At 58.2% G+C, this 24,588-nt stretch carries 22 protein-coding genes and 1 pseudogene; 12 read left to right on the forward strand and 11 right to left on the reverse strand.

Going from position 1 to position 24,588, the window contains the following annotated elements; translation table 11 throughout:
• Positions 1–19 precede the first annotated feature (19 nt).
• A complete protein-coding gene (locus tag N24_RS00675) occupies positions 20–1,846 on the reverse strand; it encodes an HSP90 family protein (protein WP_096453444.1) in 1,827 nt (608 codons plus the stop codon).
• A 67-nt stretch (positions 1,847–1,913) separates the two neighbouring features.
• On the opposite strand from N24_RS00675, the gene amn reads away from it, so the two are divergent.
• Positions 1,914–3,323, forward strand: coding sequence for an AMP nucleosidase (gene amn / locus N24_RS00680; protein ID WP_096453446.1), 1,410 nt, complete (start codon positions 1,914–1,916; stop codon positions 3,321–3,323).
• A 136-nt stretch (positions 3,324–3,459) separates the two neighbouring features.
• On the opposite strand, the gene N24_RS00685 is transcribed toward amn, so the two are convergent.
• The 5 genes and pseudogenes from N24_RS00685 to N24_RS00705 form a co-directional block, all read right to left on the reverse strand.
• Positions 3,460–4,206 (reverse strand): hypothetical protein, encoded by a 747-nt coding sequence (locus N24_RS00685; RefSeq protein ID WP_331713146.1) that lies wholly within the window; start codon positions 4,204–4,206, stop codon positions 3,460–3,462.
• On the reverse strand, positions 4,152–4,706 hold the full coding sequence (locus tag N24_RS00690; protein ID WP_096453448.1) for a thiamine pyrophosphate-binding protein: 555 nt from the start codon (positions 4,704–4,706) through the stop codon (positions 4,152–4,154). Before N24_RS00690 ends, N24_RS00685 begins: the two co-directional genes overlap by 55 nt.
• A 141-nt stretch (positions 4,707–4,847) precedes the next feature.
• Positions 4,848–5,567, reverse strand: a pseudogene (locus tag N24_RS00695) (IS6 family transposase).
• 278 nt (positions 5,568–5,845) lie between these two features.
• On the reverse strand, positions 5,846–7,327 hold the full coding sequence (locus tag N24_RS00700) for a multicopper oxidase family protein (protein ID WP_003859486.1): 1,482 nt from the start codon (positions 7,325–7,327) through the stop codon (positions 5,846–5,848).
• An 82-nt stretch (positions 7,328–7,409) separates the two neighbouring features.
• Positions 7,410–7,985 (reverse strand): CueP family metal-binding protein, encoded by a 576-nt coding sequence (locus N24_RS00705; protein WP_003859489.1) that lies wholly within the window; start codon positions 7,983–7,985, stop codon positions 7,410–7,412.
• 402 nt (positions 7,986–8,387) lie between these two features.
• Here N24_RS00705 and N24_RS00710 point away from each other — a divergent pair, with 402 nt between their 5' ends.
• The 5 genes from N24_RS00710 to N24_RS00730 are packed head-to-tail and all read left to right on the forward strand — an operon-like array spanning position 8,388 to position 13,632.
• Complete coding sequence (locus N24_RS00710) at positions 8,388–9,110, forward strand: response regulator transcription factor (RefSeq protein WP_003859491.1); 723 nt, start codon at positions 8,388–8,390, stop codon at positions 9,108–9,110.
• Positions 9,107–10,306 carry a sensor histidine kinase gene (locus N24_RS00715; protein ID WP_096453450.1) on the forward strand — a complete coding sequence of 400 codons (1,200 nt, stop codon included), beginning with the start codon at positions 9,107–9,109 and terminating at the stop codon, positions 10,304–10,306. The genes N24_RS00710 and N24_RS00715 overlap by 4 nt, the downstream gene beginning before the upstream one ends.
• Positions 10,307–10,364: 58 nt before the next feature.
• Positions 10,365–10,697 carry a heavy-metal-associated domain-containing protein gene (locus tag N24_RS00720; RefSeq protein ID WP_096453452.1) on the forward strand — a complete coding sequence of 111 codons (333 nt, stop codon included), beginning with the start codon at positions 10,365–10,367 and terminating at the stop codon, positions 10,695–10,697.
• Between the two features lie 50 nt (positions 10,698–10,747).
• Positions 10,748–12,970 (forward strand): copper-translocating P-type ATPase, encoded by a 2,223-nt coding sequence (locus N24_RS00725; RefSeq protein WP_096453454.1) that lies wholly within the window; start codon positions 10,748–10,750, stop codon positions 12,968–12,970.
• A 47-nt stretch (positions 12,971–13,017) separates the two neighbouring features.
• Positions 13,018–13,632, forward strand: coding sequence for a YdhK family protein (locus N24_RS00730; protein ID WP_096453456.1), 615 nt, complete (start codon positions 13,018–13,020; stop codon positions 13,630–13,632).
• Positions 13,633–13,987: 355 nt separating this feature from the next.
• On the opposite strand, the gene N24_RS00735 is transcribed toward N24_RS00730, so the two are convergent.
• Both N24_RS00735 and N24_RS00740 read right to left on the reverse strand, forming a co-directional pair.
• Positions 13,988–14,218: an Lrp/AsnC ligand binding domain-containing protein gene (locus tag N24_RS00735; RefSeq protein ID WP_096453458.1), complete on the reverse strand. Its 231-nt coding sequence runs from the start codon at positions 14,216–14,218 to the stop codon at positions 13,988–13,990.
• Positions 14,219–14,559: 341 nt separating this feature from the next.
• Positions 14,560–15,738 (reverse strand): zinc-dependent alcohol dehydrogenase, encoded by a 1,179-nt coding sequence (locus N24_RS00740; RefSeq protein ID WP_096453460.1) that lies wholly within the window; start codon positions 15,736–15,738, stop codon positions 14,560–14,562.
• Between the two features lie 171 nt (positions 15,739–15,909).
• Here N24_RS00740 and N24_RS00745 point away from each other — a divergent pair, with 171 nt between their 5' ends.
• Both N24_RS00745 and N24_RS16410 read left to right on the forward strand, forming a co-directional pair.
• Complete coding sequence (locus N24_RS00745; RefSeq protein ID WP_231910772.1) at positions 15,910–16,227, forward strand: hypothetical protein; 318 nt, start codon at positions 15,910–15,912, stop codon at positions 16,225–16,227.
• 110 nt (positions 16,228–16,337) lie between these two features.
• The gene (locus N24_RS16410) at positions 16,338–17,792 is read left to right on the forward strand and encodes a hypothetical protein (protein ID WP_231910774.1); all 1,455 of its coding nucleotides are present in this window, start codon (positions 16,338–16,340) and stop codon (positions 17,790–17,792) included.
• Between the two features lie 54 nt (positions 17,793–17,846).
• Here the strand turns inward: N24_RS16410 and N24_RS00755 are convergent, their stop codons facing one another.
• The 3 genes from N24_RS00755 to N24_RS16190 form a co-directional block, all read right to left on the reverse strand.
• Positions 17,847–18,419 carry a hypothetical protein gene (locus tag N24_RS00755; protein ID WP_096453464.1) on the reverse strand — a complete coding sequence of 191 codons (573 nt, stop codon included), beginning with the start codon at positions 18,417–18,419 and terminating at the stop codon, positions 17,847–17,849.
• A 472-nt stretch (positions 18,420–18,891) separates the two neighbouring features.
• The gene (locus N24_RS00760; protein WP_003859028.1) at positions 18,892–19,518 is read right to left on the reverse strand and encodes a recombinase family protein; all 627 of its coding nucleotides are present in this window, start codon (positions 19,516–19,518) and stop codon (positions 18,892–18,894) included.
• 205 nt (positions 19,519–19,723) lie between these two features.
• Positions 19,724–19,867, reverse strand: a complete 144-nt coding sequence (locus tag N24_RS16190) for a hypothetical protein (protein WP_157736378.1) — start codon at positions 19,865–19,867, stop codon at positions 19,724–19,726.
• On the opposite strand from N24_RS16190, the gene cmtR reads away from it, so the two are divergent.
• From cmtR to mcrC, 4 genes are all read left to right on the forward strand, one after another.
• A complete protein-coding gene (gene cmtR, locus N24_RS00765) occupies positions 19,868–20,227 on the forward strand; it encodes a Cd(II)/Pb(II)-sensing metalloregulatory transcriptional regulator CmtR (protein ID WP_011896450.1) in 360 nt (119 codons plus the stop codon). It abuts the gene before it with no gap.
• Positions 20,227–20,820: a cadmium resistance transporter gene (locus N24_RS00770; RefSeq protein WP_096453466.1), complete on the forward strand. Its 594-nt coding sequence runs from the start codon at positions 20,227–20,229 to the stop codon at positions 20,818–20,820. Before cmtR ends, N24_RS00770 begins: the two co-directional genes overlap by 1 nt.
• Before the next feature lie 344 nt (positions 20,821–21,164).
• Complete coding sequence (locus N24_RS16500; protein WP_231910776.1) at positions 21,165–23,405, forward strand: McrB family protein; 2,241 nt, start codon at positions 21,165–21,167, stop codon at positions 23,403–23,405.
• On the forward strand, positions 23,402–24,475 hold the full coding sequence (gene mcrC, locus N24_RS00785) for a 5-methylcytosine-specific restriction endonuclease system specificity protein McrC (RefSeq protein ID WP_003859009.1): 1,074 nt from the start codon (positions 23,402–23,404) through the stop codon (positions 24,473–24,475). The genes N24_RS16500 and mcrC overlap by 4 nt, the downstream gene beginning before the upstream one ends.
• Positions 24,476–24,588: the final 113 nt, after the last annotated feature.

Genomic DNA, 24,588 nt, shown 5'->3' on the forward strand with positions numbered 1-24,588 from the left:
AGCGTAGCGGAGGGTTACTTTAGAGTTCAGGTGATATAGACAAAGAAACCAGATCTGCCAACGAATCATTAAGCAATGTACGTTCCTTAGCCAGCAATGGTCGCTTGCCAGAAAGTAAAGCTTGGACGTACAGCAAACGCACTGTCCTAGACACCACAGCGTGGTCATCTATTGATGCCAATTGTCTGACCAGTGAGTTATTCCAATTCAGACACAACGCGGAAAGACCTTGGCTTTTCGAGGTATTGGCTGCCTGACGGCTCAAAGTGTCATCTACTGTTGCCAAAATATCCGCCCAGCGATCAGTAGTCGCGCTTTGTGTTTCATTGCGATCCCTTGAGGCTTGCGCCTTGGAATCAATAATCACCACAGCAGGAACATCTGCAGGTTCAAAAACCCTCGTTGCGCCATTGATCTGGAAATCTTTCAGCGATTCTGTGACTTGCGCATCCAAGGCTCTGGCTTTTTCCATATCTTTTAGAGGTGGAAGCTCCATCAAATCCATGGATTCACGCAGGTCAGCGGTAGATACCGTAAGAGGAGGGTAGTGAACGGGAATGAGTCTAGCCAGGTCACTGTCATGAACGTAGCCACCATTAATAATCAACGTATCCGGACGTGCAATGGCGTTGAGCTGCCTAAAATCATCCAACGTGGTGGCTAGCTGCAGTGAGATATCTTCAGTGATGCACAACGTGGTGATCTCACCAATGGTGATGCGCCCACGAGAGGTCTCCAAAGTAAGCAAGCCCAACATGGTTTCGGCCAAGTCTGGATCAGATAGGCACAGTTCACGCAACGCTAAATCATGAATGGAAGTAAATTCTCGCACGCGGTGAGGTTTGGTCATAGCAAGATTAATCAGCCACGATTTAATGCGCTCACCGATATGTTCCCGGGTGGCAGCAAACGCAGTATCATCCATGAGTGCTTCACGCGATGCAGTTGGTTCCAAATCGCTGGAGTTGATCTCACACTCAACAAAGAAAGCCCAGCTAGGAAGCACTGTTGAAGGTCCATCAGATACCAGCATTCGATTCACATAAATGCTGTGGCGCCGAGACATATGAGGAGCTTGCGCCTGAGGCAACACATAAGCCACACCTTCAATACCAGGCCCGGAAATGTCGATGACATCAAAAGGAGCCTTGCCTAAACGCTGTCTACCGGCATGAAACCTGACCTGGCTGTCCGTATTTTGCGCAAACGCCGGAGTGGTGGTGATAGTAGTGTTCTTCTCACCTTGCACCACGATGGGAAAAGGCAAGTAGCGGCCATAGTGGCTAGCAATGGAGACCACGGAATTTTCCGTTAACAATGTGCGCTCATCAGCACGCGGAGCAAGATGCACAGTAGTGCCCACGGGAATGACATCCGAGGCTTCCTGATTTAGGGTTTCGAGCAAAAATGTGCCATCGGCAAAACCCGTCCACCGAATCGCAGGCGACCCTTCCGCACGTGACACCATGATGATCTCATCTGCCACCATAAAACAACTAAGCAGTCCGATGCCGAACTGCCCAAGTCGGCCTTCGCGTTGCAAACCGAATTCATCGCGTTTCGACGTCCGACCCACCGTCGCCAACAATTCCCGCGCCTCCTGCACGGTCAGGCCCGTACCATTATCAATCAGTGAAAACGTGGCACGCTCTTTAGTAATCGGACGGATCTTAATACTCGGAACGTAATCAGCCTCGCCCATTTCCACACGAGCGGTACACGCATCAACTGCATTTTGTAACAACTCACGCACATACACCCGGGGGCCGGAATAAATATGACGACTTAAAAGATCAACAACTCCACCGAGATCGACTTGGAAATTATCACGCGAGGTTTCATGCATACGCCTATAAAAGCACAGTTTTTAATTCACAGCGCATCCGGTGCCAGCTAAAGATAATGTGGTGCGCATGGAAGCAACAACGATCGATGACGCAATTGCAAAGCTCATTGACATCTACGACACCTCGACCAAACTGGCCAAAGAAACCCTCAACAATGAGGACTACGCCGCATACGCCGATGTTGTTTACCCCAAACTCACCGTTGACGTGCTGGAATGGAAACCCATCGACCGTACCGAACCTTTCGGCTACGTTGATCGTGCAGGACGTTACTCTGCCATTTTGTCCAAACCACGCGTGATTGAGCGTTACCTCCGCGAACAACTCGAGCGTCTCACCAGCAATTATCCCTGCAAGATTTACGTATCTGAGTCAGATATCCGCATCCCACCGGAGTACATTCGCGGCGCACCTTCCGCTACCGAAGCTCGCCGTGCTGGTGATGTTGCAGATATCATCCCACGCCCCACCCTGGATGAAGTCCACGACGCAATTATCGACGGCGACTGGCACGCCTTCAACGGCCCCGAACTCCCGCTTTTCCACTTCGGGCCGCAACGCTTCGACATCGCCTGCGCCCGCATCGAGCACTACACCGGCATCAACGTGGAACACGTGCAGAAGTACATTCTGTTCACCAACTACGCCATGCACACCACCGAGTTCGTGCATTTTGCCATGTCCGAACTCACCTCGGAAGACTCCCGCTACGTGGGTCTATCCTTGCCAAACGGGCAGGTAATTGACCGAGAGACCGCCACCAGCCTCGGAACGGAAACCCTTGATCTGACTAGCCGTTTCCAAATGCCTCGTTACGATCTCATCACCGAAGCCGGTGACGGTATTACCATTATCAACATCGGTGTGGGCCCATCCAATGCAAAAACTATCACCGACTGCCTTGCTGTACTCCGCCCAGAAGCCTGGGTGATGATCGGCCACTGTGCTGGTATGGACGCCCGCATGCGCATCGGCGACCTCATCTTAGGCAACGCCTACCAGCGCGAAGACCACATTCTGGACAAACGCATTTCCCTTGGCAACCCCATTCCTGCCATCCCAGAAATCCAAAAAGCACTCGAAGCCAGCGTTGATGAAATCTACGGATCTGACAACAGCCTGATGCGCACCGGCACCGTCCTATCCACCGACGACCGAAACTGGGAATGGCACACCCCAGAAGACCTCTGGAACTGGCTCAAAGGATCCACCGCCGCAGCTGTCGACATGGAATCTTCCACCTTGGCCACCAACGGATATCGATACCGCATTCCGTATGGAACCCTGCTCAGCGTGTCCGACCTTCCCCTCCATGCAGTGCCGAAACTCCCAGCGCAGGCGCAGGCGTTCTATTCCAATTCGAAGGAAGCGCACGTGATGTGTGCCGTGCGAGCCATGGAATACCTGGCAGTAGATCCTGAACGGTTGCGTACCCGTAAACTGCGCAGGACCTTGGGTGAGGTGCCGTTTCGCTAAAGTCTCGGAGAGTTAGGCCAGTTGTGCGGCCATTTTTTCAGCCGCATGACGTGTCGCATCGCCGAAATCTTGGCCCACTGACCTGATCACTCGGTTGAGAGGCGTGGCAATACAAACAGCACCGAGGATGCGTCCGTTAACAATGATGGGCGCACTCGGTGCGAAGGAAGGTGTCGGCGTCGGTAAGCGCCATCATGTCGCCTCCGTTGCCGGTGACAAGCACGGTGAGGCGCTCTTGCCCAGCAGCTGTGGCGACACCTACGGCGGTGGGGAAGCCGAGGCCGATGGATTGGAAGGCGGTTCCCAAAAGCACGATGCTGTCTCGTGATTCCAGGTCGAAGTAGGTGTTGGCCCCTCCGATGAAGTGTCCGCCAGGGCATGTCAGAGGATTATCGTCCAGGTATAGCTGGCGCGGTGCGTGGAAATTTTGTGTACGAAGCTTTAAAAGCACTGCGTCTACAACAGTTGTGTTATCTGCGCTAATGAAATGGTTAATGCGCGGGTTGGTGGTCTGTGTTTCAAGATCCACTTGGAGCACTTCCGCGAGTTCACCGAAAGCCTCCCCGAATGCCATGGTGAATTGGTTCAAACCGGCGCCCAGCACAAGTGCCACGTCGGCTCGGCGTATTTCTGAAGCTGCACCGGTCGCAGCGAAACCTCCACATACGACCAGGTCGCGAGAGTTTCCTGAGGGATGGAAGAATCCTCGGGCGGGCGCGCTGGTGGCTACATCAGCTGCCAAAAGATCTGCCAATTCCAGGATGCTTTGCTGTGCTTCGCGTGTGCCACGACCTGCAAGAGGGAGGGGATTTTGGGTATTGCGTAGAGCTAGGACAAGGTCGGTGACATCGGGAGTTTCTGAAATCCGGGGCGCAGCAGGTATGTAGTCACTGTTGGATCGGTGGCTGTGGCAGCTGCTAGGTCATAGGGGATTTCCAGAATCACGTGTGTGTTTTCCGGCGTATTATTCCAAGCCTGAAGAGTTACCGCAGCAACGTCATCTGCATGCACGGTGAAGGTTTCCACGCCTACGGCACGTGCGAGTCCTTGCCGGTCAATGTCGAAACAGCGAGGCCCGGCGCTCGGGGCAGTGCCCACAACCAAAAGAAGTGGGATACGGGAGAGGGCGACGTCGGCAAGCGTGGTCATGGTGTTGGTGAAACCAGCACCATAGGTGGTGGTAGCGACCGCCGGGCGGCGGGTGACGCGGTGGTAGGTGTCCGTGGCGGCCACGGTTTCAACTGTGGGGCGGACGGTGATGATGCCTCGCCCGAGGCGTTCTAGGGCATCGACGAACCAGGCGTTTCCGTTGCCCATCAGGTCGAAAACGTGATCGGTGCGGGGCATAAGAGTGCGGGCGATAGTTTCTGAAATTGAGTACACAGTGGTCTCCAGTAAAAGGAAAATTTTGAGGGCCAGATGTGTCTCTGCCCGCTTGAATTCAACGGTGCTGTTGCAAAGTCGGGTGGAGGGGCCACGAACGCCCGAGTTTCATTTCTCCATGGTCTCTGCGACTCAGCGTTCTCAGGCCATCTCGAAGACCCGGCTGACGATCACCGCGTCCGGGTTCGGTTGCCCGTAAGCAAACATCGTCCCCTGACCTTTCCGCAAGGAGTGCATCGCTTCCATCCCTTTCAACGTCCGATATGCAGATGTCTAAGTTCTTAAACGCGCCTTTCGGCCCGAGGATCCGCTTCAGCCGACCATGGTCGCCTTCCAGGATGTTGTTGAGGTATTTCACCTGCCGGTGTTCCACTGTTGGCGGGCAGATTCCCTCTGACTTCAACTCGGCGATTGCCCTGGCTAGGGAGGGTGCTTTATCGGTGTTGATCACTCTGGGATACCCGGCTGACGCAGTGGATCTGAGGGCCTTGGCCAGGAAACGCTTCGCTGCGGCCACGTTCCGCTTCGGAGAGAGGTAAAAGTCCAGGGTCTGGCCACCGGCGGTGATCGCCAGATCAGAGGTAGCACCACCTGCCGCCGACCCGGATATAGGTCTCATCCACCCGCCAGGAACTGGCCTGCCAGTCGGGTACCTGCCGGTACCACCGTGTTTGCTTGTCCAGCTCAGGGGCGTATTTCTGGACCCAGCGGTGAGAATCGTGGTGTGATCGACCGGCACGCCGCGGCTGAAGTCATCATTTCCTCCAGATCTTAGGTCAGCTCACGCCGTAGCGGCAGTGACCTGCGCACCGCCCACAGGATGACCTCGCGAGGGAAATGACGACCGGAGAAGATACCTATGGCTGTGATTATTTCACGCCTGTCTTCCTACTGCCCCAACTTTGCAACAGCACCGAACAGGCCACCAGGGTCACGGCGGTGAGCACCGCGGCAACCGCGATGGCGGCTCTGCGGGGTGTGCTCGGCATGGATTAGATCTCCTTATTCCGGGGTGGTGGGGAAGAAGACGGTGTTCTGGTTGTCCCGGAAGACCACAACACCGAGGAAGGTCATCGTGCTGCCCGGTGGGTGGTCTGCAGCGACTCTGCCCACCTCGGCACTCAACCCTGCTGTGGGGGTTACTCGTAGCGAAGCGAGCTGACCATCCCGGTTTCCATGTGATAGGCGTTATGGCAGTGAAATGCCCACTCACCGGGGTTGTCAGCGATCAGGTCGGCGATCATGGTTTCACCGTGGCGGAGAAGGACGGTGTCCTTGCGTAGCCCGCCGCTGCCGGGCAGCGCCCACGTGTGGCCGTGGATGTGCATGGGATGGGGCATCATGGTCCTGTTGCGCATGACCATCCGCAGGCGCTGGCCCTCCTGCACGGTCGCGGAGGAGGATTGGCCGTCGGTGAGAATGCTCCATTCATACGGCATCATCTGCCCGCCCAGGTCGATGCTGACTTCTCGGTCTGGTGTGCCCTCGGGCAGGAGTGCACGGTCTGCTGGCTTCAGGGAGGACAGAAGCAGTCCGGTGGACGACAACTCGGGGAAGTCGACATCGGGGCGGGGGGCCTGGCCGCCGGCGGTGCGGATGACGGCGAAGGCGCGGTCGTCCTTACCCACCGCCAAAGCCGTGAGCGGGAAGATGCCGTCGCCGAGGATGACCTCGACGTCGACACGCTCGCCCATCGACAGGTAGATCGATTCGGTCTCCCAGGGCTGGACAGGGAAGCCGTCGGTGTGGGTGACGGTCATGCGGTGACCACCGAGGGCCACCTTGAAGATGGTGTCACCGCCGGAGTTGATAAACCGCAGGCGGGCCTTGTCGCCCGGGCGAGCCTCGAAGGTCCGGTGAGCACGGGGGATACGTCCGTTGATGAGGTAGTGCGGATACATCACATCGCCGACATCCCCGCCCAGTACCCGGTCCGGGGTGCCGTGCATCATCTGGCCGTGACCTCCCATTCCCATCCTCCCGTTATGGTCGCCCGAACCCATTCCGGTGAGCTTGTCGAGCTCATCGTCGGGAGTGCCCTGAATGCCATCGACCCAGTCGTCGAGCACGATGGTCCACTCGACGTCCTGGTCCTCAGCGTCTTGCGGGTCACGGATGATCAGTGGGGCGTGGAGGCCGCGATCAAGCTGCAGGCCGGTGTGGGAATGGTAGAAGTAGGTGCCACCGTGGGGGACTTCAAAAACATAGGAGAAAGACTCGCCAGGTTCAATGGGGTCCTGGGTCATGCCGGGCACACCGTCGGCTGCGTTGTGGAGTGCGATGCCATGCCAGTGGATGGAGGTGCTCTCAGGCAGTTCATTGGTGATATCGACCTGGAGGACGTCGCCGGCGGTGGCCTCAATGGCCGCATCCCCGGTGTCAGAGACGTATCCCCACGTCTTGGCTTCGATGCCGCCGATATCCAGGGAGAGGGGCCGGGCGGTCAGTGTCCGGCGCACCGTCGGCTCGCCGAGCGCAGTGGGGGTGGGAGTGGGGCGAAGGGAGGGACCTGGTGCCGAGGCAGCGGGTCCAGGGTCGCTGGTGCAGGCGGCCACGGCCCCGGTGCCGGCGAGTACGAGCCCGCCGAGCAGAAACTGTCGCCGGGAAAAACTACTTGTCATGGTTAAACCGTCCTTGGTGCAAGTCTGAGTGACACAGGGGAAGGATCAGGGGAAGGATCAGGGGAAACCCACTGCTGAGGCATCAGGTCAGGCGCAGGTCCGTGACACAGGTGGCCCCGTCCTCGGTGGTGGAGAACTCGGTGACACCGGTGCGCCCCTGATGGGTGATCTCGATGGTGCCGGTGGCATCATCGGGAAGCCAGAAGCCGACAAACCCGTTGTCGAAGGTGGTGGTTTGCTCATCGATCAGGACCTCGCCGGTCGCTTCATCGGTGATCGTGACCTGGATATCCTCATTGTCGAGTTCCCCCAGGCAGGTCGTGAGGCTGTGGTAGAAGCAGTCGTGGGTGGAGGTGATATACGGAGCAACCGAGACATACGTCTGATTGTCGGGAAGATCGACCACGACTTCCTGGTCATCGCTCGAGAGCAGCAGTTCATCGGCACGCACGGAGGCGATCAGATCCGTGGGACGCTCAGTGACCTTCTGCCGGTCGAGGTGATCAATGATCTCCACCGCGTCCATGGCGGCCAGGCCATGGGTAGTCAGGAATGTATCCTGGGACACCGTCCCGTCGGCGGTGGGTTCCGGGTCGGCGGCCGAACACCCCGTGAGGGCGAGGGCAAGGGCGGCGGCTGCGATCGCTGCTCGTTTCACGTCAATCTCCTTGGATCGTGGTAAGACCGTGAGAAGACACCGCCTCAAGGTCGATGCCATACCTTTTCTAGCACGGGTGCCTGACGGCCCAGAAATCAAAAACCCTGCTCACAGCCTTATGACAGGGCGAAAAGGGGGTGACTCCGGTGGGCTGGGTCACCACCGGGACACCACCCCACAGCCGTGGGCGATGTCCTTCTACCCGCCCCGGGTATGCGGTGCAGGCAGTGAAATCCCTGGTGGCGCTTGCTGAACTGACCAGGGGAGGCGATGCCGCCGGCCCGGGGTGGGGCACAGGGGTGACGGCGGTCGAAGGGTGATGTTTGAAGATTTGATGAAGATTTCCCCGCCGGGCACTGAGCGAGGGTGGTATTTCCCCCGGCAGAAGCGATACTGGGGTCTATGGCTGACCGCACACCGACCACCGCCACGCCCCCGGGGCGGGTGCTGGTCGTCGATGATGAACAACCCCTGGCTCAGATGGTGGCCTCCTACCTCATCCGGGCCGGCTTCGACACCCGCCAGGCGCACACCGGCACCCAGGCCGTGGACGAGGCCCGTCGCTTTTCCCCCGATGTTGTGGTGCTGGATCTGGGGCTGCCCGAACTCGACGGCCTGGAGGTGTGCCGACGGATCCGCACCTTCTCGGACTGCTACATCCTCATGCTCACCGCGCGTGGCAGCGAGGACGACAAGATCAGCGGTTTGACCCTGGGGGCGGATGACTACATCACCAAACCTTTTAGCATCCGGGAACTGGTGACCCGGGTGCATGCGGTGCTGCGCCGCCCGCGCACCAGCACCACCCCACCGCAGGTGACCACCCCCTTGATCGTTGGTGACCTCATCCTTGACCCCGTCGCCCATCAGGTGCGGGTGGGGGAGACGACCGTGGAGCTCACCCGCACGGAGTTCGAGCTGCTGGTTGCCCTGGCCCTGCGCCCCGGCCAGGTGCTGACCCGCCACGACCTGGTCACCGAGGTCTGGGACACCACCTGGGTCGGTGATGAACGCATCGTCGATGTCCACATCGGCAACTTGCGTCGCAAGCTCGGCACCGACACCCGGGGCCGGGGGTTTATCGACACCGTGCGTGGCGTGGGCTACCGGGTGGGGCAGCCATGAATCACGGACCCGGCCTGACCTTCCGCTTCCTGGCCGCCCAGGTGTTGGTCGTGGTGATTAGCCTGCTGGTGGCCGCGGCCGTGGCCACGATGGTGGGCCCGACCCTGTTCCATGATCATATGTTGATGACCGGCCGGGAGGACCCCTCGCTGGAGCTGTTCCATGCCGAGCAGGCCTACCGGGACGCCAACCTGATCACCCTGGCCGTCGCCCTGCCCACCGCCTTGATCAGCGCCCTGCTGGCCAGCCTGTGGTTATCGCGTCGCCTGCGCACCCCCCTGCAGGATCTCACCCGCGCCGCTACCAGCCTGACGGCCGGCAACTACCGTATCCGCGTGCCCGCCGGAGAAGCAGGCCCCGAGGTCACCACCCTGGCTCATGCCTTCAACACCATGGCCGACCGGCTGGAACACACCGAACAGGTCCGCCGCCAGATGCTCTCTGATCTGGCCCACGAAATGGGCACCCCCTTATCGGTGCTCACGGTCTACCTCGATGGTCTCCAGGACGGGGTCGTGGACTGGAATAATGCCACCCACACGATCATGGCTGACCAACTCACCCGCCTGACCCGGTTGATGGAAGACATCGACGATGTCTCCCGGGCCCAGGAACACCGGATCGATTTGGACCTGGCGGAGGAAGGGCTCGGGGATCTGCTCCATACCGCCGCTGCTGCCGCGGGGGAAGCTTATGCTGATAAAGGCGTCGATTTACAGGTCGAGACCATTACGGACACCGCCCGGGTGCTCGTGGACCGGCAACGCTTCGGCCAGGTGATGAGCAATCTCCTGTCGAACGCGCTACGGCACACCTCGGCCGGCGGGCAGGTCCGGATCAGCGTCCACCGACAGGGGGCGTCCACCGCGCTCATCCACGTCGCCGATGACGGCGAGGGCATCCCACCTGGCCAGCTCGGACACATCTTCGAACGCTTCTACCGGGGGGATGCCGCCCGTAGTCGGGACAACGGCGGGGCCGGTATCGGTCTGACCATCTCCAAGGCATTGATCGAGGCCCACGGCGGCACTCTCACCGCCACCTCTCCTGGCCCCGGTGCCGGATCGGTCTTCACCATCCGTCTTCCCCTGCACCAGGAAAACGTGTCCCTGATGCTCAGTAACCCCACTCCCGGGGACAATAATTCTGATGACCTCGGCAGCGATCCGTATCAACCCCTTGACAATACCCCATAGGGGTATATTGTGGGAGGGGAACCCCCGCCTGATCCCCCGATCCCACAGGAGCGATCCGATGACCACCCCGACTTCCCCCTTGCTGCCGCTGGCCTCCGACGGTTGTGGATGCTGCGCGCCCTCTACGCCGTCCGCGACCGTCTCCGCCCCGGCCGTGGCCGCGGCAACCGATGCAACACTTGAAGGTCCCACCACCTACCAGGTCACAGGCATGACCTGCGGACACTGCGCCGGCAACGTCACCGAGGCGGTGAGCGCTCTGCCCCAGGTCGACGACGTCCAGGTCGACCTCATCGCCGGTGGGGTCTCCATCGTCACGGTCACGGGTTCCGTGCCCCTGGAAACCGTTCACCGGGCAATTGAGGAGACCGGCTACACCGTCTTGTCCTGATCGATTCGCCCATCATCTCGACCCCGACTGGGTTGAGCGGAAGGAACCTCATGAGCACTCCCCACCACCACGGTGATCACCCCGCTCCGGAAACAGACCACACCCACCACCCGAATCATGCCGGTCACGAGCACCATGCGGATGCCGCCACCCACGGCCAGGCCATGCCGCACGATCATCCGCATTCCACTGTCGATGAAGAACACCAGGTCCACAGTCACGGTGAACACGCCGGCCACAGCGCCGCGATGTTCCGGGACCGCTTCTGGTGGTCGCTGATCCTGTCGGTTCCGGTGGTGTTCTTCAGCCCGATGTTCGCCGACCTGCTGGGATATAATATTCCGGAGATTCCGGGAGCCTACTGGATTCCTCCGGTCCTGGGCACGATCATCTTCCTCTACGGCGGCACCCCCTTCCTCAAGGGCGCAATGACCGAGCTGAAATCCCGCCAACCGGGCATGATGCTCCTGATCGCCATGGCGATCACCGTGGCGTTTATCGCCTCCTGGGTCACCACCCTGGGGCTGGGCGGGTTCCACCTAGATTTCTGGTGGGAACTGGCCCTGCTGGTGACCATCATGCTGCTAGGCCACTGGCTGGAGATGCGCGCTCTTGGTGCAGCCTCCTCCGCGCTTGACGCGCTGGCAGCGCTCCTGCCCGATGAGGCCGAGAAGGTCGTCGACGGGACCACCCGCACCGTAGCGATCTCAGAGCTGGCCGTCGACGATGTCGTGCTGGTCCGAGCCGGTGCCCGCGTCCCGGCCGACGGGACCATCATCGACGGAGCGGCCGAATTCGATGAGGCCATGATCACAGGCGAATCCCGACCCGTCTACCGGGATACCGGTGAGACCGTGGTGGCCGGCACCGTGGCCACCGACAACACCGTCCGTATCCGGGTGGAGGCCACCGGTGGGGACACCGCCCTGGCAGGCATCCAGCGCATGGTCGCCGACGCCCAGGCCTCCTCCTCCCGGGCCCAGGCCCTGGCCGATCGAGCCGCAGCCTTCCTGTTCTGGTTCGCCCTGATCGCAGCCCTGATCACCGCGGTGGTCTGGACCATCATCGGCAGCCCCGACGACGCGGTAGTCCGCGCCGTGACCGTGCTGATCATCGCCTGCCCGCACGCCCTGGGCCTGGCCATCCCGCTGGTCATCGCGATCTCCTCCGAGCGCGCCGCGAAATCCGGGGTGCTCATCAAGGACCGCATGGCACTCGAGCACATGCGCACCATCGACGTCGTGCTCTTCGACAAGACCGGCACCCTGACCGAAGGCGCACACGCCGTCACCGGCGTGGCTCCGGCCACGGGTATCGCCGAGGGTGAGCTGCTGGCCCTGGCCGCCGCCGCTGAGGCCGATAGTGAGCACCCCGTGGCCCGCGCGATCGTGACTGCCGCGGCCGCACACCCGGAGGCCTCGCAGCGTCAGCTGCGCGCAACCGGTTTCACCGCCGCCTCCGGCCGCGGGATCCGGGCCACCGTCGACGGTGCCGAAATCCTCGTGGGCGGGCCGAACATGCTACGCGAGTTCAATCTGACCACCCCAGGTGAGCTCGCCGACATCACCGGTTCCTGGGCACAGCGAGGTGCCGGAGTGCTCCATGTCGTCCGCGACGGTGAGATCATCGGTGCGGTGGCAGTGGAGGACAAAATCCGCCCCGAATCCCGCGCGGCGGTACGCGCCCTGCAGTCCCGTGGTGTCAAGGTGGCGATGATCACCGGCGACGCCCAGCAAGTGGCCCACGCCGTCGGTCAGGACTTAGGCATTGATGAGGTCTTCGCCGAGGTCCTGCCGCAGGACAAGGACACCAAGGTCACCCAGCTGCAGGAGCGCGGTCTGAGCGTGGCCATGGTCGGCGACGGTGTCAATGACGCCCCGGCCCTGGCCCGGGCCGAGGTCGGTATTGCGATTGGCGCGGGTACAGATGTGGCGATGGAGTCCGCCGGGGTGGTCCTGGCCAGTGATGATCCCCGGGCCGTGCTGTCGATGATCGAGCTCTCCCATGCCAGCTACCGCAAGATGGTCCAGAACCTGGTCTGGGCGACCGGGTACAACATCGTGGCCGTTCCCCTGGCCGCCGGAGTGCTCGCCCCTATCGGTGTGCTGCTTCCCCCGGCGGCCGCCGCCATCTTGATGTCCCTGTCCACGATCATCGTCGCCCTCAACGCCCAGCTGCTACGCCGGATCGACCTGGACCCGGCTCACCTAGCTCCGACCGACGGGAAGGAGGAACACAGTGGGTCGATATCCCCCGTAACCGTTACTGACTGACCTTGTCTCTCGACCCCTAACTCACACCACCTTTGAAAGGAACGCTCATGAAACGCAGCATTACCCTCGCCGCCTTGGTACTGACCTCCACCCTGGCGCTGACCGCCTGCAGCGACGCCACCGACAACTCCGACGATGCCGACACCACCAGCACCACGACGGCAACCGCAGAGACCAACGAGACCCACCAGGAAGACACCACCACTGCCGACGACGGTGGTCATGACATGGAGCACCCGGAAGACGGTGGCCCGCCCCCGGAGGGCATCACTGAAGCCACGGATCCGACCTACCCGGTCGGCTCCGAGGTGATGCTCAGGGCTGATCACATGCCGGGCATGGACGGTGCGCAGGCCACGATCTCCGGGGCCTTCGACACCACCACCTACTCGGTCAGCTACACCCCGACTGACGGTGGTGAGCCGGTCACCGATCACCGGTGGGTCGTGCACGAGGAGCTTGTCGACCCGGGCGAGGCACCGCTCCCCGGCGGCACCGAGGTGGTCCTGAACGCCGAGCACATGCCGGGAATGCAGGGCGCGACCGCCACCATCGACTACTCCACGCAGGAAACGGTCTACATGGTCGACATTGACACCGGGGAGATGACCATGATCAACCACAAATGGGTCACCGAGAGCGAGATCCAACCCGCCGAATAGTCCACCCACCCTGAACCGCAAGACCAGACAAGGCACCCGCTCCAGAGTCGGTCATCAATCACTGCCGACCATGCCGCAGCACACCAGCCACACACGGAACCTGCACGCCCACAGGACCCACGCTGAGGTAGACCTTCTGTGTCACTGCTTCTCTTAGTCAGGGAAATATGCCCTGGAATGACCCTGGTGACAGGAGTTCATTCCAGGGCTTTGTCTCTGCCCACAGGCCCGGTCTCTTGGGGTACCTGCATCCGCCCAGCGAGGTTGCGGAACAACCACCGCACCAGTTGCCGGGAAGGTCGTGAGTGGGTCGCCGCAGGCTAAAGTGATGCGCTCTAATTCCGGAAGCGTTGCGTCACTCTGGAGAGTGCTGTAACGGGGCTGCCCACGGATCGCCGAAGATCAGCTGGGTCCGGCAATGCGCGACCTGCGGCAGGGCAAGAAACTTGTCAATGATCAGAGCCTGCAGCGCTGTACTATCAGACACCGCGACGTGGACGAGGTAGTCCTCATTACCACTCACGTTGTAGAGCGCAAGAGTCTCCGGCAGCGCCTTCAAACAGTTCGACTTCACCTCACTGCGCATATCAAACACACCCTAGTGCGGAAGCCGGCCTTTCCGGTATCAGCCGGTTGACGAGCTCGCCCATCCTGCCCAGCAGCTACAGCGCAGGTCTTGTTGTGCACGGGACTTCTGACCCCATTTGTACACATAGACCCTAAGCACATAATGGTCAAAAGACGTGTGAACAACCCTGCTCACCATATATTCGTGCGATCGTCTCTAACATCGGCAAGCGACTCCATGCTGCCGAAGGCCTACTCTGCTTTACGAGTGGCAGCATAGAACATGCATTGCGGCCGTCTTCAAGTGATGGCGGACCCAAGCCTCGCGTGAAGGCTAAGGTCCGACGACACGTCCAGGATTTACGGTTTGAGCACCACCTTGATGCAGCCGTCCTGCTTCTTCTGGAACTTCTCGTACATCGCTGGCGCCTCCTCCAACGGCGCGGTATGCGTCTTGAGGTCGAGCACACCCAGCGGATCGGACGGGTCGTCCACCAGCGGCAGCAGCATCTCGGTCCAGGAGCGCACGTTGCACTGGCCCATCCGCAGCTGGATCTGCTTGTCGAACATCGTCATCATCGGCATCGGGTCCTTCATGCCGCCGTACACGCCGCTGATTGAGATCGTCCCGCCACGGCGAACGGAGTCGATGGCGGTGTACAACGCACTCATCCGGTCCACTCCGGCCCTCTCCATTGCCTTGCGGCCCAGCGGCGACGGCAGCTTGCCGACGGCTGCCTGCGCCGCGCTGGCCACCGGCGAACCGTGCGCCTCCATGCCAACGGCGTCGACCACGGAGTTCGGGCCACGCCCGTCAGTCAGGTCCTTGAGCTGTTCCGCCACGCCGTCCTCGGAGGAATCCAGCGTTTCAATGCTGTAACGCTCGGCCATGGCGCGACGCTCGGGCACTGCATCCGTCGCGATCACCCGGTAGCCCAGGTGCTTGCCTATCCGGGCGCTCATCTGGCCGATCGGGCCCAGACCCAGCACCGCCAGCGAGCCGCCGTCGGGGACTGCCGCGTAGTCCACGGCCTGCCAGGCGGTGGGCACGACGTCGGAAAGAAACAGGTAGCGCTCGTCTTCGCCGACGTTGGGAACCTTGATTGCCCCGTAGTCCGCGTGCGGCACGCGCAGGTACTCCGCCTGCCCGCCGGGCACCGAGCCGTAAAGCCGCGAGTAACCGAGGAACTGGGCGCCGGTGCCGTATTCGCGGACCTGGGTGGTTTCACACTGCGACTGCAGGCCCTGGCGACACATGAAACAGTGGCCACAGGAAATGTTGAAGGGGATGACCACCCGGTCCCCGGGCTTGATGTGAGTGACGGCCGAGCCGACCTCCTCGACGATGCCCATGGGCTCATGGCCGATGATGTCGCCCTTGTCCATGAACGGGGTCAGCACCTCATAGAGGTGCAGGTCAGATCCGCAGATGGCAGTTGAGGTGACCCGGATGACCGCATCGGTGGGCTCCTGGATCTGTGGGTCCGGAACCTCCTCCACACTCACCGTGTTTGACGCCTGCCAGGTCAACGCTTTCATGTGTCCTCCTTGCCAGGGCGGCCGTCTCGGGTGAAACGTCGCCACTGTTCGGTTGGTTGTGACCGGCTATACTAAAAACACGGAAGGCGGGTAACCAATATCCCGACGGGTCCTAGGGCATGTCTCCTAGCTGAAGATCCTGCGACGGATGCACTCGCAAAGCATGATCGAGTGAGTAATAGTGGATGTCATCTCACGTTAAAACCAGATGAAACAGGTGTAATGGGGTACAACGGCGGACCGACTATTGATGGTCTCGCGTTTCCGGCCATTCTCGGATCCACATTCCTGCTCGCTTTGGTGGGCACCATTGTCCCAACAGAGATTCGTGACCCAGCGGCAGACAAGAATATTGTCACCGGCCGCCACATGCTTGAGGTCCTAGCTCGGGTACACAGAGAGATTCTCGATGCTTGGGACAAGGAACCGACAGAAGACCATCCAGATGCAGCTATACCCGATGCCGAATCCAACGATGGAGACTTATAACTATGGGTTCAACAGTGCACTTTTTTATCCCGCTTGGCCGGGCGCTCCCAGTGCCTGACGGCTTCAATAAGACCAAATACCCATCTGGGCAGCAAAAGACAGAGGAAGGGGTGATCGCCCCGACCACAGACAGCGCACACTTCATCTTCCATCAGCGTGTACTCCAGGGTTCTCCGCACCTGCCGATGGAAGCCGGTTTCGAGATTGCCGCCAAGAGGACACATACCCAGCCCCGGCAAGAAAGTCCTCCTGGCATCCTGCGCACTGCCCATCAGACGGTCGTTGAAGCCATGGTGGAGTTGGATTACGCGCCCCTGGTCGCTGCCCAGGATCTGAACAATGACGCCCCAGACGAAATAACTAGGGCCTTCGACTATGCAGTCTCGGAGCTAAATATTCTCCTCCGGGCAATCGCCATGGCCCTGGATGAACCGCTCAGGATCGTGGCAAGGGAATCGCTTCCCCCGATGATTCCGATCGCAACCTCTGATACCAAACCGTGGGAGATGATCGACAAGACCGATCTACCGGATGTGGAAAGCTTCAGCATCTTCAACGTCAACTGGAATATACCTATCGCTCCTGACAGCACTCAGGAGCATGCTCAACTGGACACCTGGATCGATGCTGCACTGGTAAATCTATCCACCACAGGACCGTTCATCACCTATCGTGACTTCCGACGCGAGGCTGATCTGACCTTTTTTGCGGAAGGTAACTACCGGACTGCAATCATCCTGTATGCCTCTGCCTGTGAGTCTCTATTGGATGAACTTCTGCAACACAACCTTTGGGAGCAGAATCTGCGCCCAGAAGAAGCGGCAAGCAAATTCCTAAACCAGAGAGGTAGCCCCCGAGGCATCGTCGATCTTGTTAAGAACGAACTGGGGAAGTTCTACTCAGGGTGGGGCCGTAACACCCCCGAGGTCATTATTAGGTGGATCACCTACGTCACTGATCTTCGAAACCAAGCTATCCATGATGGGTATCTACCCACCTCAAGTGAATTGCGCACTTGCGTGGAGACAGTCAACGCTCTTGTAGAGTTTCTAGCCGATCAAGCCTTTGAAACCAGAACAAGGCGGCCTATCACTGCACTTGCTTTTCTCGGTCGAGCGGGTCTTGAATCTCGAGGTGGCTGGGATGAACAGTTTTCTAGCTATGAAGCCGGCCTGACCGATGTGAACTTTCGACTCAGAGTTTTCCGGAGATGGGGGAGTGCGCTGTCATACTTCCGGGCTGGCGACCGTAAGAGACCAGTGCCGAGCACCGAGCAGTCCACTTGCTACATGGTAACTTACCCACAGGGCAAAACTGAGGTTTTCCTTGTAGACCAAAACGGCGTTATGGCGCAGCCGATCACCCGCGAAGAGGTCATTCTGCCCGCTACAGCCGAGGAAAGCATTCGGCGCTTTGAATACCTGAATGCTCCGATTCCTACAGTGACAAATCTTCCATACGAAAAGCTCACCCTCCGAGAGGAACCAAGGTGGGAGCATTATGTTTACGATGTGCTTCCAGGCCACGAGGTTGTCTTCTCCACTTTGTGGGAATTTGAAAACTAAAGATCCCTTTAGGACTTATAAAACTTTTGCCGCAATTACTAAAATCGCAGGTAATTACTCTTCCAACTTGGTTTCTCTATGCTGGCTGCATTGATCGACCCACCCCTGCACTACCCTCGCAACATCTTTAGGAAGTTTCTTGTTGAATACTTTGTTGGCAGTGACTACTTCGATTTTAAGATCTTTGACCGGCTGGTGAACGGCGGGCGTGAACCCCATAATCTGGGCCAATGGGATCTCGACTTCGGCGATATCTCCCACTGGGAAGTGCTGCCCTTTACCGCTCCCACTGTGTCTCCATGAGCCTAGCCACATGGTGGTCCATCTGAGGCGCGGCAGTTCCCCGGTGTGGATTAGTGGATCGGTAACCGTAGTTTCTGTTCTTCCTGCGTTCTTAGCAATCACGATCAAAGAGGCCTTGGGATAATCTCTATCGCCTTCTGGAATCACTTCCGACCCATAGACGGAAAAATCCAGTTTTACCCTCGCTCCGCTGCTCCACCATTGCCAAATCGCAGTAAAAATGGATGCAACTAAGGCAAGCGAAGCAAAAACGTTTGAGGCGGTCCAGAATTCTGGTTCTGGGTTCACTATTTCCACGGGGAACGGCGCAATGGCGAAGTACACGCCGGGATTGTATCTCACGATACAGCTGCACTCAGCTCTCGATGTTGGAGCCAGGGTGAGCCCATGCTTTCAGGCATCGGTAGTAAGCGAGGCTTTGCATGATCACATTGGCTGGGTCATGCTCCTTTTCTCCAAAGGTACAAAGAATGTCATGGGTCAAACTAAGGATTTCCCTCGCAGAAAATTCTGCCCGAATTTCCCGTCACTTTACTGTCCTTTGGAACCCTTTGAGTAATATAGAATAAATTATGCGTTAAGTGACAATTTTCGTAGGTGTGCACATGTCGGTCGAGAATGTCACGTAAACGATCGTTTATGTGACACACATCGAAAAATATCGTTGTCAGGGCCAGAAGGCGATTGGCACAAACACGGCCTAGTCAGCAGGGCTGTGCACACGCCTCCTGACCACTATCTGGTCACTACATGCGTGCACAAGACGACAAGTGTCAGAAGTCCCGTTCAGCAACCCTCACCGCAGGCTGGGGTGTGAGGTGTCAGGGATGCCTGCGGCGGTGTGGGGCTCCACCGGCCGGGGTGGCAGGTGCCGGTAGAGACTGGAGCGGGTGATGCCGGTCTTCTCCACAATCTTGCTCATCGAGTACCCCTCGTTGCGCAGGTGTTCTGCGTATCGGAGTTTGTCTGGGTCCACCACACTGGGCCGGCCCACCCGTTTTCCCTTCGCCTCGGCCACCGCCCGAGCATGGGCTGCGCGTTCGACGGCGTAGGTGCGTTCCATCTGCCCGAACAGCGAGAGGATCACCACCGCCAACTGCGCCATCGGATCATTCGGATTCGAGGAATCGACCTTGATGGGATCGGCCAGGGTGCGCACCCCGACCTCACGCTCCTGAAGGTCATGGATCAAGTTGAGAGTGTCCCGGACGGTGCGGCCCAGCCGGTCGAGGGTGTGAACGACGATGACATCACCCGCGCGGGCTTGCTCAAGGGCTTGCTGAAGTCCGGGCCGATTAGTGGTGGATCCGGATTTCTTGTCGACGTAGATGTATTTATCCGCAACACCTTCTTTACGGAGCGCATCGATCTGGCGGTCGAGGTCTTGTTTCGCGGTGGAAACCCGGGCGTAACCAATATCCATGACCACAGCGTACCGGAAGTCTATTCTGTAGCAGGGTTCGTGAGACAGTTCGTTGGAATAGCTTGTGGAACAGTTTTCTCTTGGGACTATGCATTTTCAATTGGTTTCATTAAGGGTGTCCCACTTCCTAGGAAGTGGGACACCTTGATCGGTACGTGGGTCGCCGCTGGCCTGGGCCGGAAGCTGCCGGCAATAGCCCTCACCTTTAAATCACGTCGGGAACACCGCCAACTAGGCAGCTGCTTCCTTCTTGCGCAGTGAAGGCCTCAGCCTGAAAGTGCAGACGACCTCTGGCAACGACGCCACCCCATGTTGAATTTAGTTCAGCAACAGCTGTATAGTTCAGCACATGCTGACTATTGCTTCTCGTCTAGACGTGATGAACCGGTTGGGTCGAGCCATGGCGGATCCGACTCGTTCCCGCATTCTCCTGGCGCTGCTGGAGGGGCCGGCCTACCCGGCCGCTCTCGCCCAGGATCTGGAACTGACGCGCTCGAACGTGTCGAACCATCTCGCCTGCCTGAGGGACTGCGGAATTGTTGTTGCCGAACCGCAGGGGCGACAGACCCGCTACGAGATCGTTGATGCTCATCTGGTGCAGGCGTTGAACGCGTTGCTGGATATCACCCTGGCCGTCGATGACAACGCCGAATGCATCGACGCCGGATGCGCCGTACCTGGGTGTGTCACTGGACAGGAGAGTGCGTAGTGGTAACCGGTCTACTGTCGGCGATTGGTCTGTTTATTGCCACCAATATCGACGACATCATCGTGCTCTCGCTGTTTTTTGCCCGCGGGGCGGGGCAAAAAGGGACCACGCTTCGGATTCTGGTTGGTCAGTACCTCGGCTTCATGGGCATCCTCGCGGCCGCAGTCCTGGTCACGCTGGGGGCAGGAGCATTCCTACCTGCTGAGACGATCCCGTACTTCGGACTAATTCCGCTGGCCCTGGGACTATGGGCGGCCTGGCAGGCCTGGCGAAGCGATGACGACGATGATGATGCGAAGATCGCCGGGAAAAAGGTGGGTGTGCTGACCGTCGCCGGTGTGACGTTTGCCAACGGTGGCGACAATATCGGTGTCTACGTCCCGGTCTTCCTCAACGTGGACACTGCCGCCGTCATCATCTACTGCATCGTTTTCCTTGTCCTGGTGGCAGGCCTGGTCCTGCTGGCAAAGTTCGTGGCCACCCGCCCGCCCATCGCAGAAGTCCTTGAGCGCTGGGAGCACGTGCTGTTCCCGATCGTCCTGATCGGCCTGGGCATCTTCATCCTCGTCAGCGGCGGCGCCTTCGGCCTCTAATAAGCCCATCCCGAGCGCCCGGGTGGCCTATCCAGGTGTTGCCATCGGCGTCGACTGAACCGCCATTCGAAGCTGCGGAAAAACCGCCAAACGAAGCTGCAAGTCACAGCGGTTTTAGGGTGTGTGCCACCTGTTGCTCTGGGGTATACCCATGTGAAACGCTCGATCGGGGCTTATTTTCCCTGTTCCACATGGTCAATCTGGGTTTTTTGGACTACCTGTTGCTCAGGGTCTAAGAATGCCAAGACAGGTTTAGCAGTGCTTCGTTAGGAATACATACGTCCTGCTCACCCCTCATTGTGCAGTTATGGGCGGAGAAAACAGCAAACGTGCAGAATGGGCATATGGCCACTGACGACTCTGTCCACATGCCCGATGCCGTAATTAAGGCATCACGGCAGCCTGCCAATATCGAGATTGCGCACCAAGTTGGCGAGGTGATAGCGCACATGCTTGGCGATGGTCAGTCCGTCATTGATCCCACTGAGACTATTTGGACGGCTGAGGCTGCGGAAGATCTGCGGGCAAGGATTGGCGATAATCCAATTCTTGGCTCAGATAAAGGGCAGTGGGATAAGCTTGATCATCAACTTGATGGTGCACCGCGAGCCGTAGTTCTCCTTGCAGCAGAGCTAGTCTTTTTGCGTGAGCATGCACTGTACGTGGCGTTGCCGACTACTCGTTTAGCTCACGTCGAACGAGTTCTTGCCCACCTTGATCCACCCGTGGCGATTAAGGATCCGATGGCAACGTGGCTTTCTCGTCCTGTCAGAACCGCTGGGTTTGACCCCGGATCCTGGTATAACGGCGCATTATGGCGACATCTAATTTGGGCAGCAACGTTTGTCCGACACTGGAAGGAACTTCCAGAAGACAAGCGTGAGACAGCGAAGAATAACCCGTGGGCGTTTCAACAAGTCATGTTGGCTTCTGGCACTGACCGCTCTGATATTCGAAATGCATTGCAGTTTCTTGCTTTCCCTCAGGCATTCGAGCCGATTTCAGCTGCAAGCATGAAGACGGAGATTCGCAATGGTCTCGCTCATCTGATCGGCGGAGCTACAGGCAGTACCCCAGCTGCAATCGATAGTGATCTACTTGCTATCAGACGAGTTTTAGCTCTGGAGATAGAAGAGCCTTTCGATTTTTGGTCACCAGGTGTCGTGGAACGCTGGAATAATAAACCTCAGCCAGAAGCATCTGAAGATAGTGAAGATCTTGAGCTTGCTGAACCACGTCCGCGACATTACTGGCTGTATTCTCCGGGGCCACAAGCCTCAGAGTGGGATGAATTTTCCTCTGAGTCGATTATGGCGATTGGTTGGGATGATCTGGACGATCTCTCGACCTATCCCAGTCGAGAAGCGATTCGGCAGGCCTTCAATGTCGATGGGGCCGGTGGGTCGCAGACGAATGCGACTCTAGCGCTCTGGCAATTCCAGAATGATATGACCGTGGGAGATATTGTTTATGCCAAAGAAGGTAGACAGAAAATAGTTGGCCGCGGGGAGATCACGTCTAATGCTCGTTTTGAACCGGAACGTGAATCATATCGCCATGTCAGGTCAGTAAAATGGACTCATATTGGAAAGTGGGACCATCCTGGCGATGCGGTAACTAAAACGCTCACCGACATCACCAAAGATCATGACTATGTAGAAAAGCTTGAAGCACTCATCACTGATGAAGTGGATACAGAACAGCTGGTGTCACCTTCCACGGCCCCGATTTATGACAAAGCTGCTTTTCTGAGTGAAGTCTATCTTTCCGAGACTCGGTATGTCCGGCTGCGATCCTTGCTGGGCCGCAAGAAAAACGTCATCCTCGCAGGTCCTCCCGGAGTAGGTAAAACCTACGCCGCTAAACGTCTCGCCTACTCCATTATGGGAACAAAAGATCCCAGTCGAGTGCAGATGATCCAATTCCATCAGAGCTACTCTTATGAAGATTTCATGATGGGATACCGGCCTACTGAAAATGGGGGGTTCATTATCTCCGAAGGCCCCTTCTACCGATTTTGTGAAAAAGCTCGGGCAGATGATGCGGACCGGCCCTACTTTTTCATCATTGACGAAATCAACCGCGGCAATATTTCCAAGATTTTTGGTGAGCTACTCATGCTCATTGAGTCAGATAAGCGCGGCCAGGAACTACGACTTCTGTATAAAAATGAGACTTTTTCCATTCCTGCCAATGTCCATATTATCGGCATGATGAATACGGCTGATCGTAGCCTCGCGGTGCTCGATTATGCATTGCGACGCCGCTTCGGATTCTTCGAGCTCGCCCCTGCCTACGAATCTGCTGGATTTGCTCAGTGGATTCAAAGTGCTGATAACCCAATGCTTAATCGTCTTGTATCGGTGATTCTTGACCTTAATAGGGAAATTATTGACGATCCCACCCTTGGGCAAGGTTTTGCGATCGGGCACAGTTTCCTCTCTCAACCTGTAGGCAACGCTGATGAGGCCTGGCTTTATTCCGTAGTCGAAGACGAAATTATCCCTCTACTCAACGAATACTGGTTTGATGAACCTGTTAAGGCTGAGCAATGGGCAGATAAGCTCCGGGCAGTGGTCGCATGATTACTGGGCCCATTGTCATACGCAACATTTATGTGATGATGGCCTACGCTTTTCGGACGTTGAACAGGGAAAACACTGAACCTATATCCACCGAGCCGTTCGATCACTTGCATGACCTCTTTGCAGAGATACTTGTGAGAGGTATCAATAGACAGATCAAGCAGGGGCTACATCGTGACTACATTCGTCACACTGGGGTGCTTTCCACCATCCGTGGACGCATCGATATTACTGGCACCGTGGCTACGTGCTCTACAGGCAGAGGCAGGGTGGTGTGTGAGTTCGATGAATATGAGCCCGACACACCCCATAACAGGGTCTTAAAGTCAGTTATTGTGCTTCTCGTTCGACACGGGGAAGTTGCTAAGAGACGCAGAGAGCAGCTGCGGAAACTTCTTCCTTACTTGGAAGAAGTAACTCTGATTTCACCAGAATCTATCCGTTGGAACACGCTTACTTATCATCGCGCTAATGCTTCATATCGGCTTTTGTTGGGTGTCTGTGAGCTGGTTGTGTGTGGGCTTCTTCCTGCCCAGGGTGCTGGGAACATGAAGCTTGCTTCGTGGCTTTCAGATGATGTGATGAGCAGCCTGTATGAACGATTTTTGCGCGAGTATTATCGCTTCCATCACCCTGATCTCTCGCCTAAGGGGTCTGTTCTGTCATGGCACTATGATCACGGCAGTGCTTTTGGGGCGGAGCAGTTGCCAGTAATGCGCACAGACCTCACGCTCCGAAAAGCGGGGCGCACACTTATTATCGACGCGAAATATTACAGTCAGTCGATGCAGAGTGGGATGTCGGGAAAAGAGACAGTGCATTCAGCGCATCTTTACCAAATATTGGCTTACGCCAAGAATGCAGATGTCGACCAGAATGGCTCGGTCAGTGGCCTGCTTCTCTACGCACGCACAGAGGCAGTAAAGCAGCCTGATCTGGATGTAGTTATCCAGGGCAACAGGATTGGTGCTCGAACGCTGGATCTTAATTGTCCGTGGAGTGAAATTAGTGCTGAGCTGGAAAGTATCGTGAGATGGCTTGAGGACGGAGCTGAATATTCGCGGTCATGAGAGCCAGTGATGGTGTGCATCAGAGCCACTTTCTCTTAAGAGCGGTTGGTCTCCCCGGGAGTCATCCGTGGTGTCCAGGAGAGCCGCTGCGGTTCCTTCCGTCCGATGACCGC

This window comes from Corynebacterium suranareeae, assembly GCF_002355155.1.
Taxonomy (GTDB): Bacteria; Actinomycetota; Actinomycetes; order Mycobacteriales; family Mycobacteriaceae; genus Corynebacterium; species Corynebacterium suranareeae.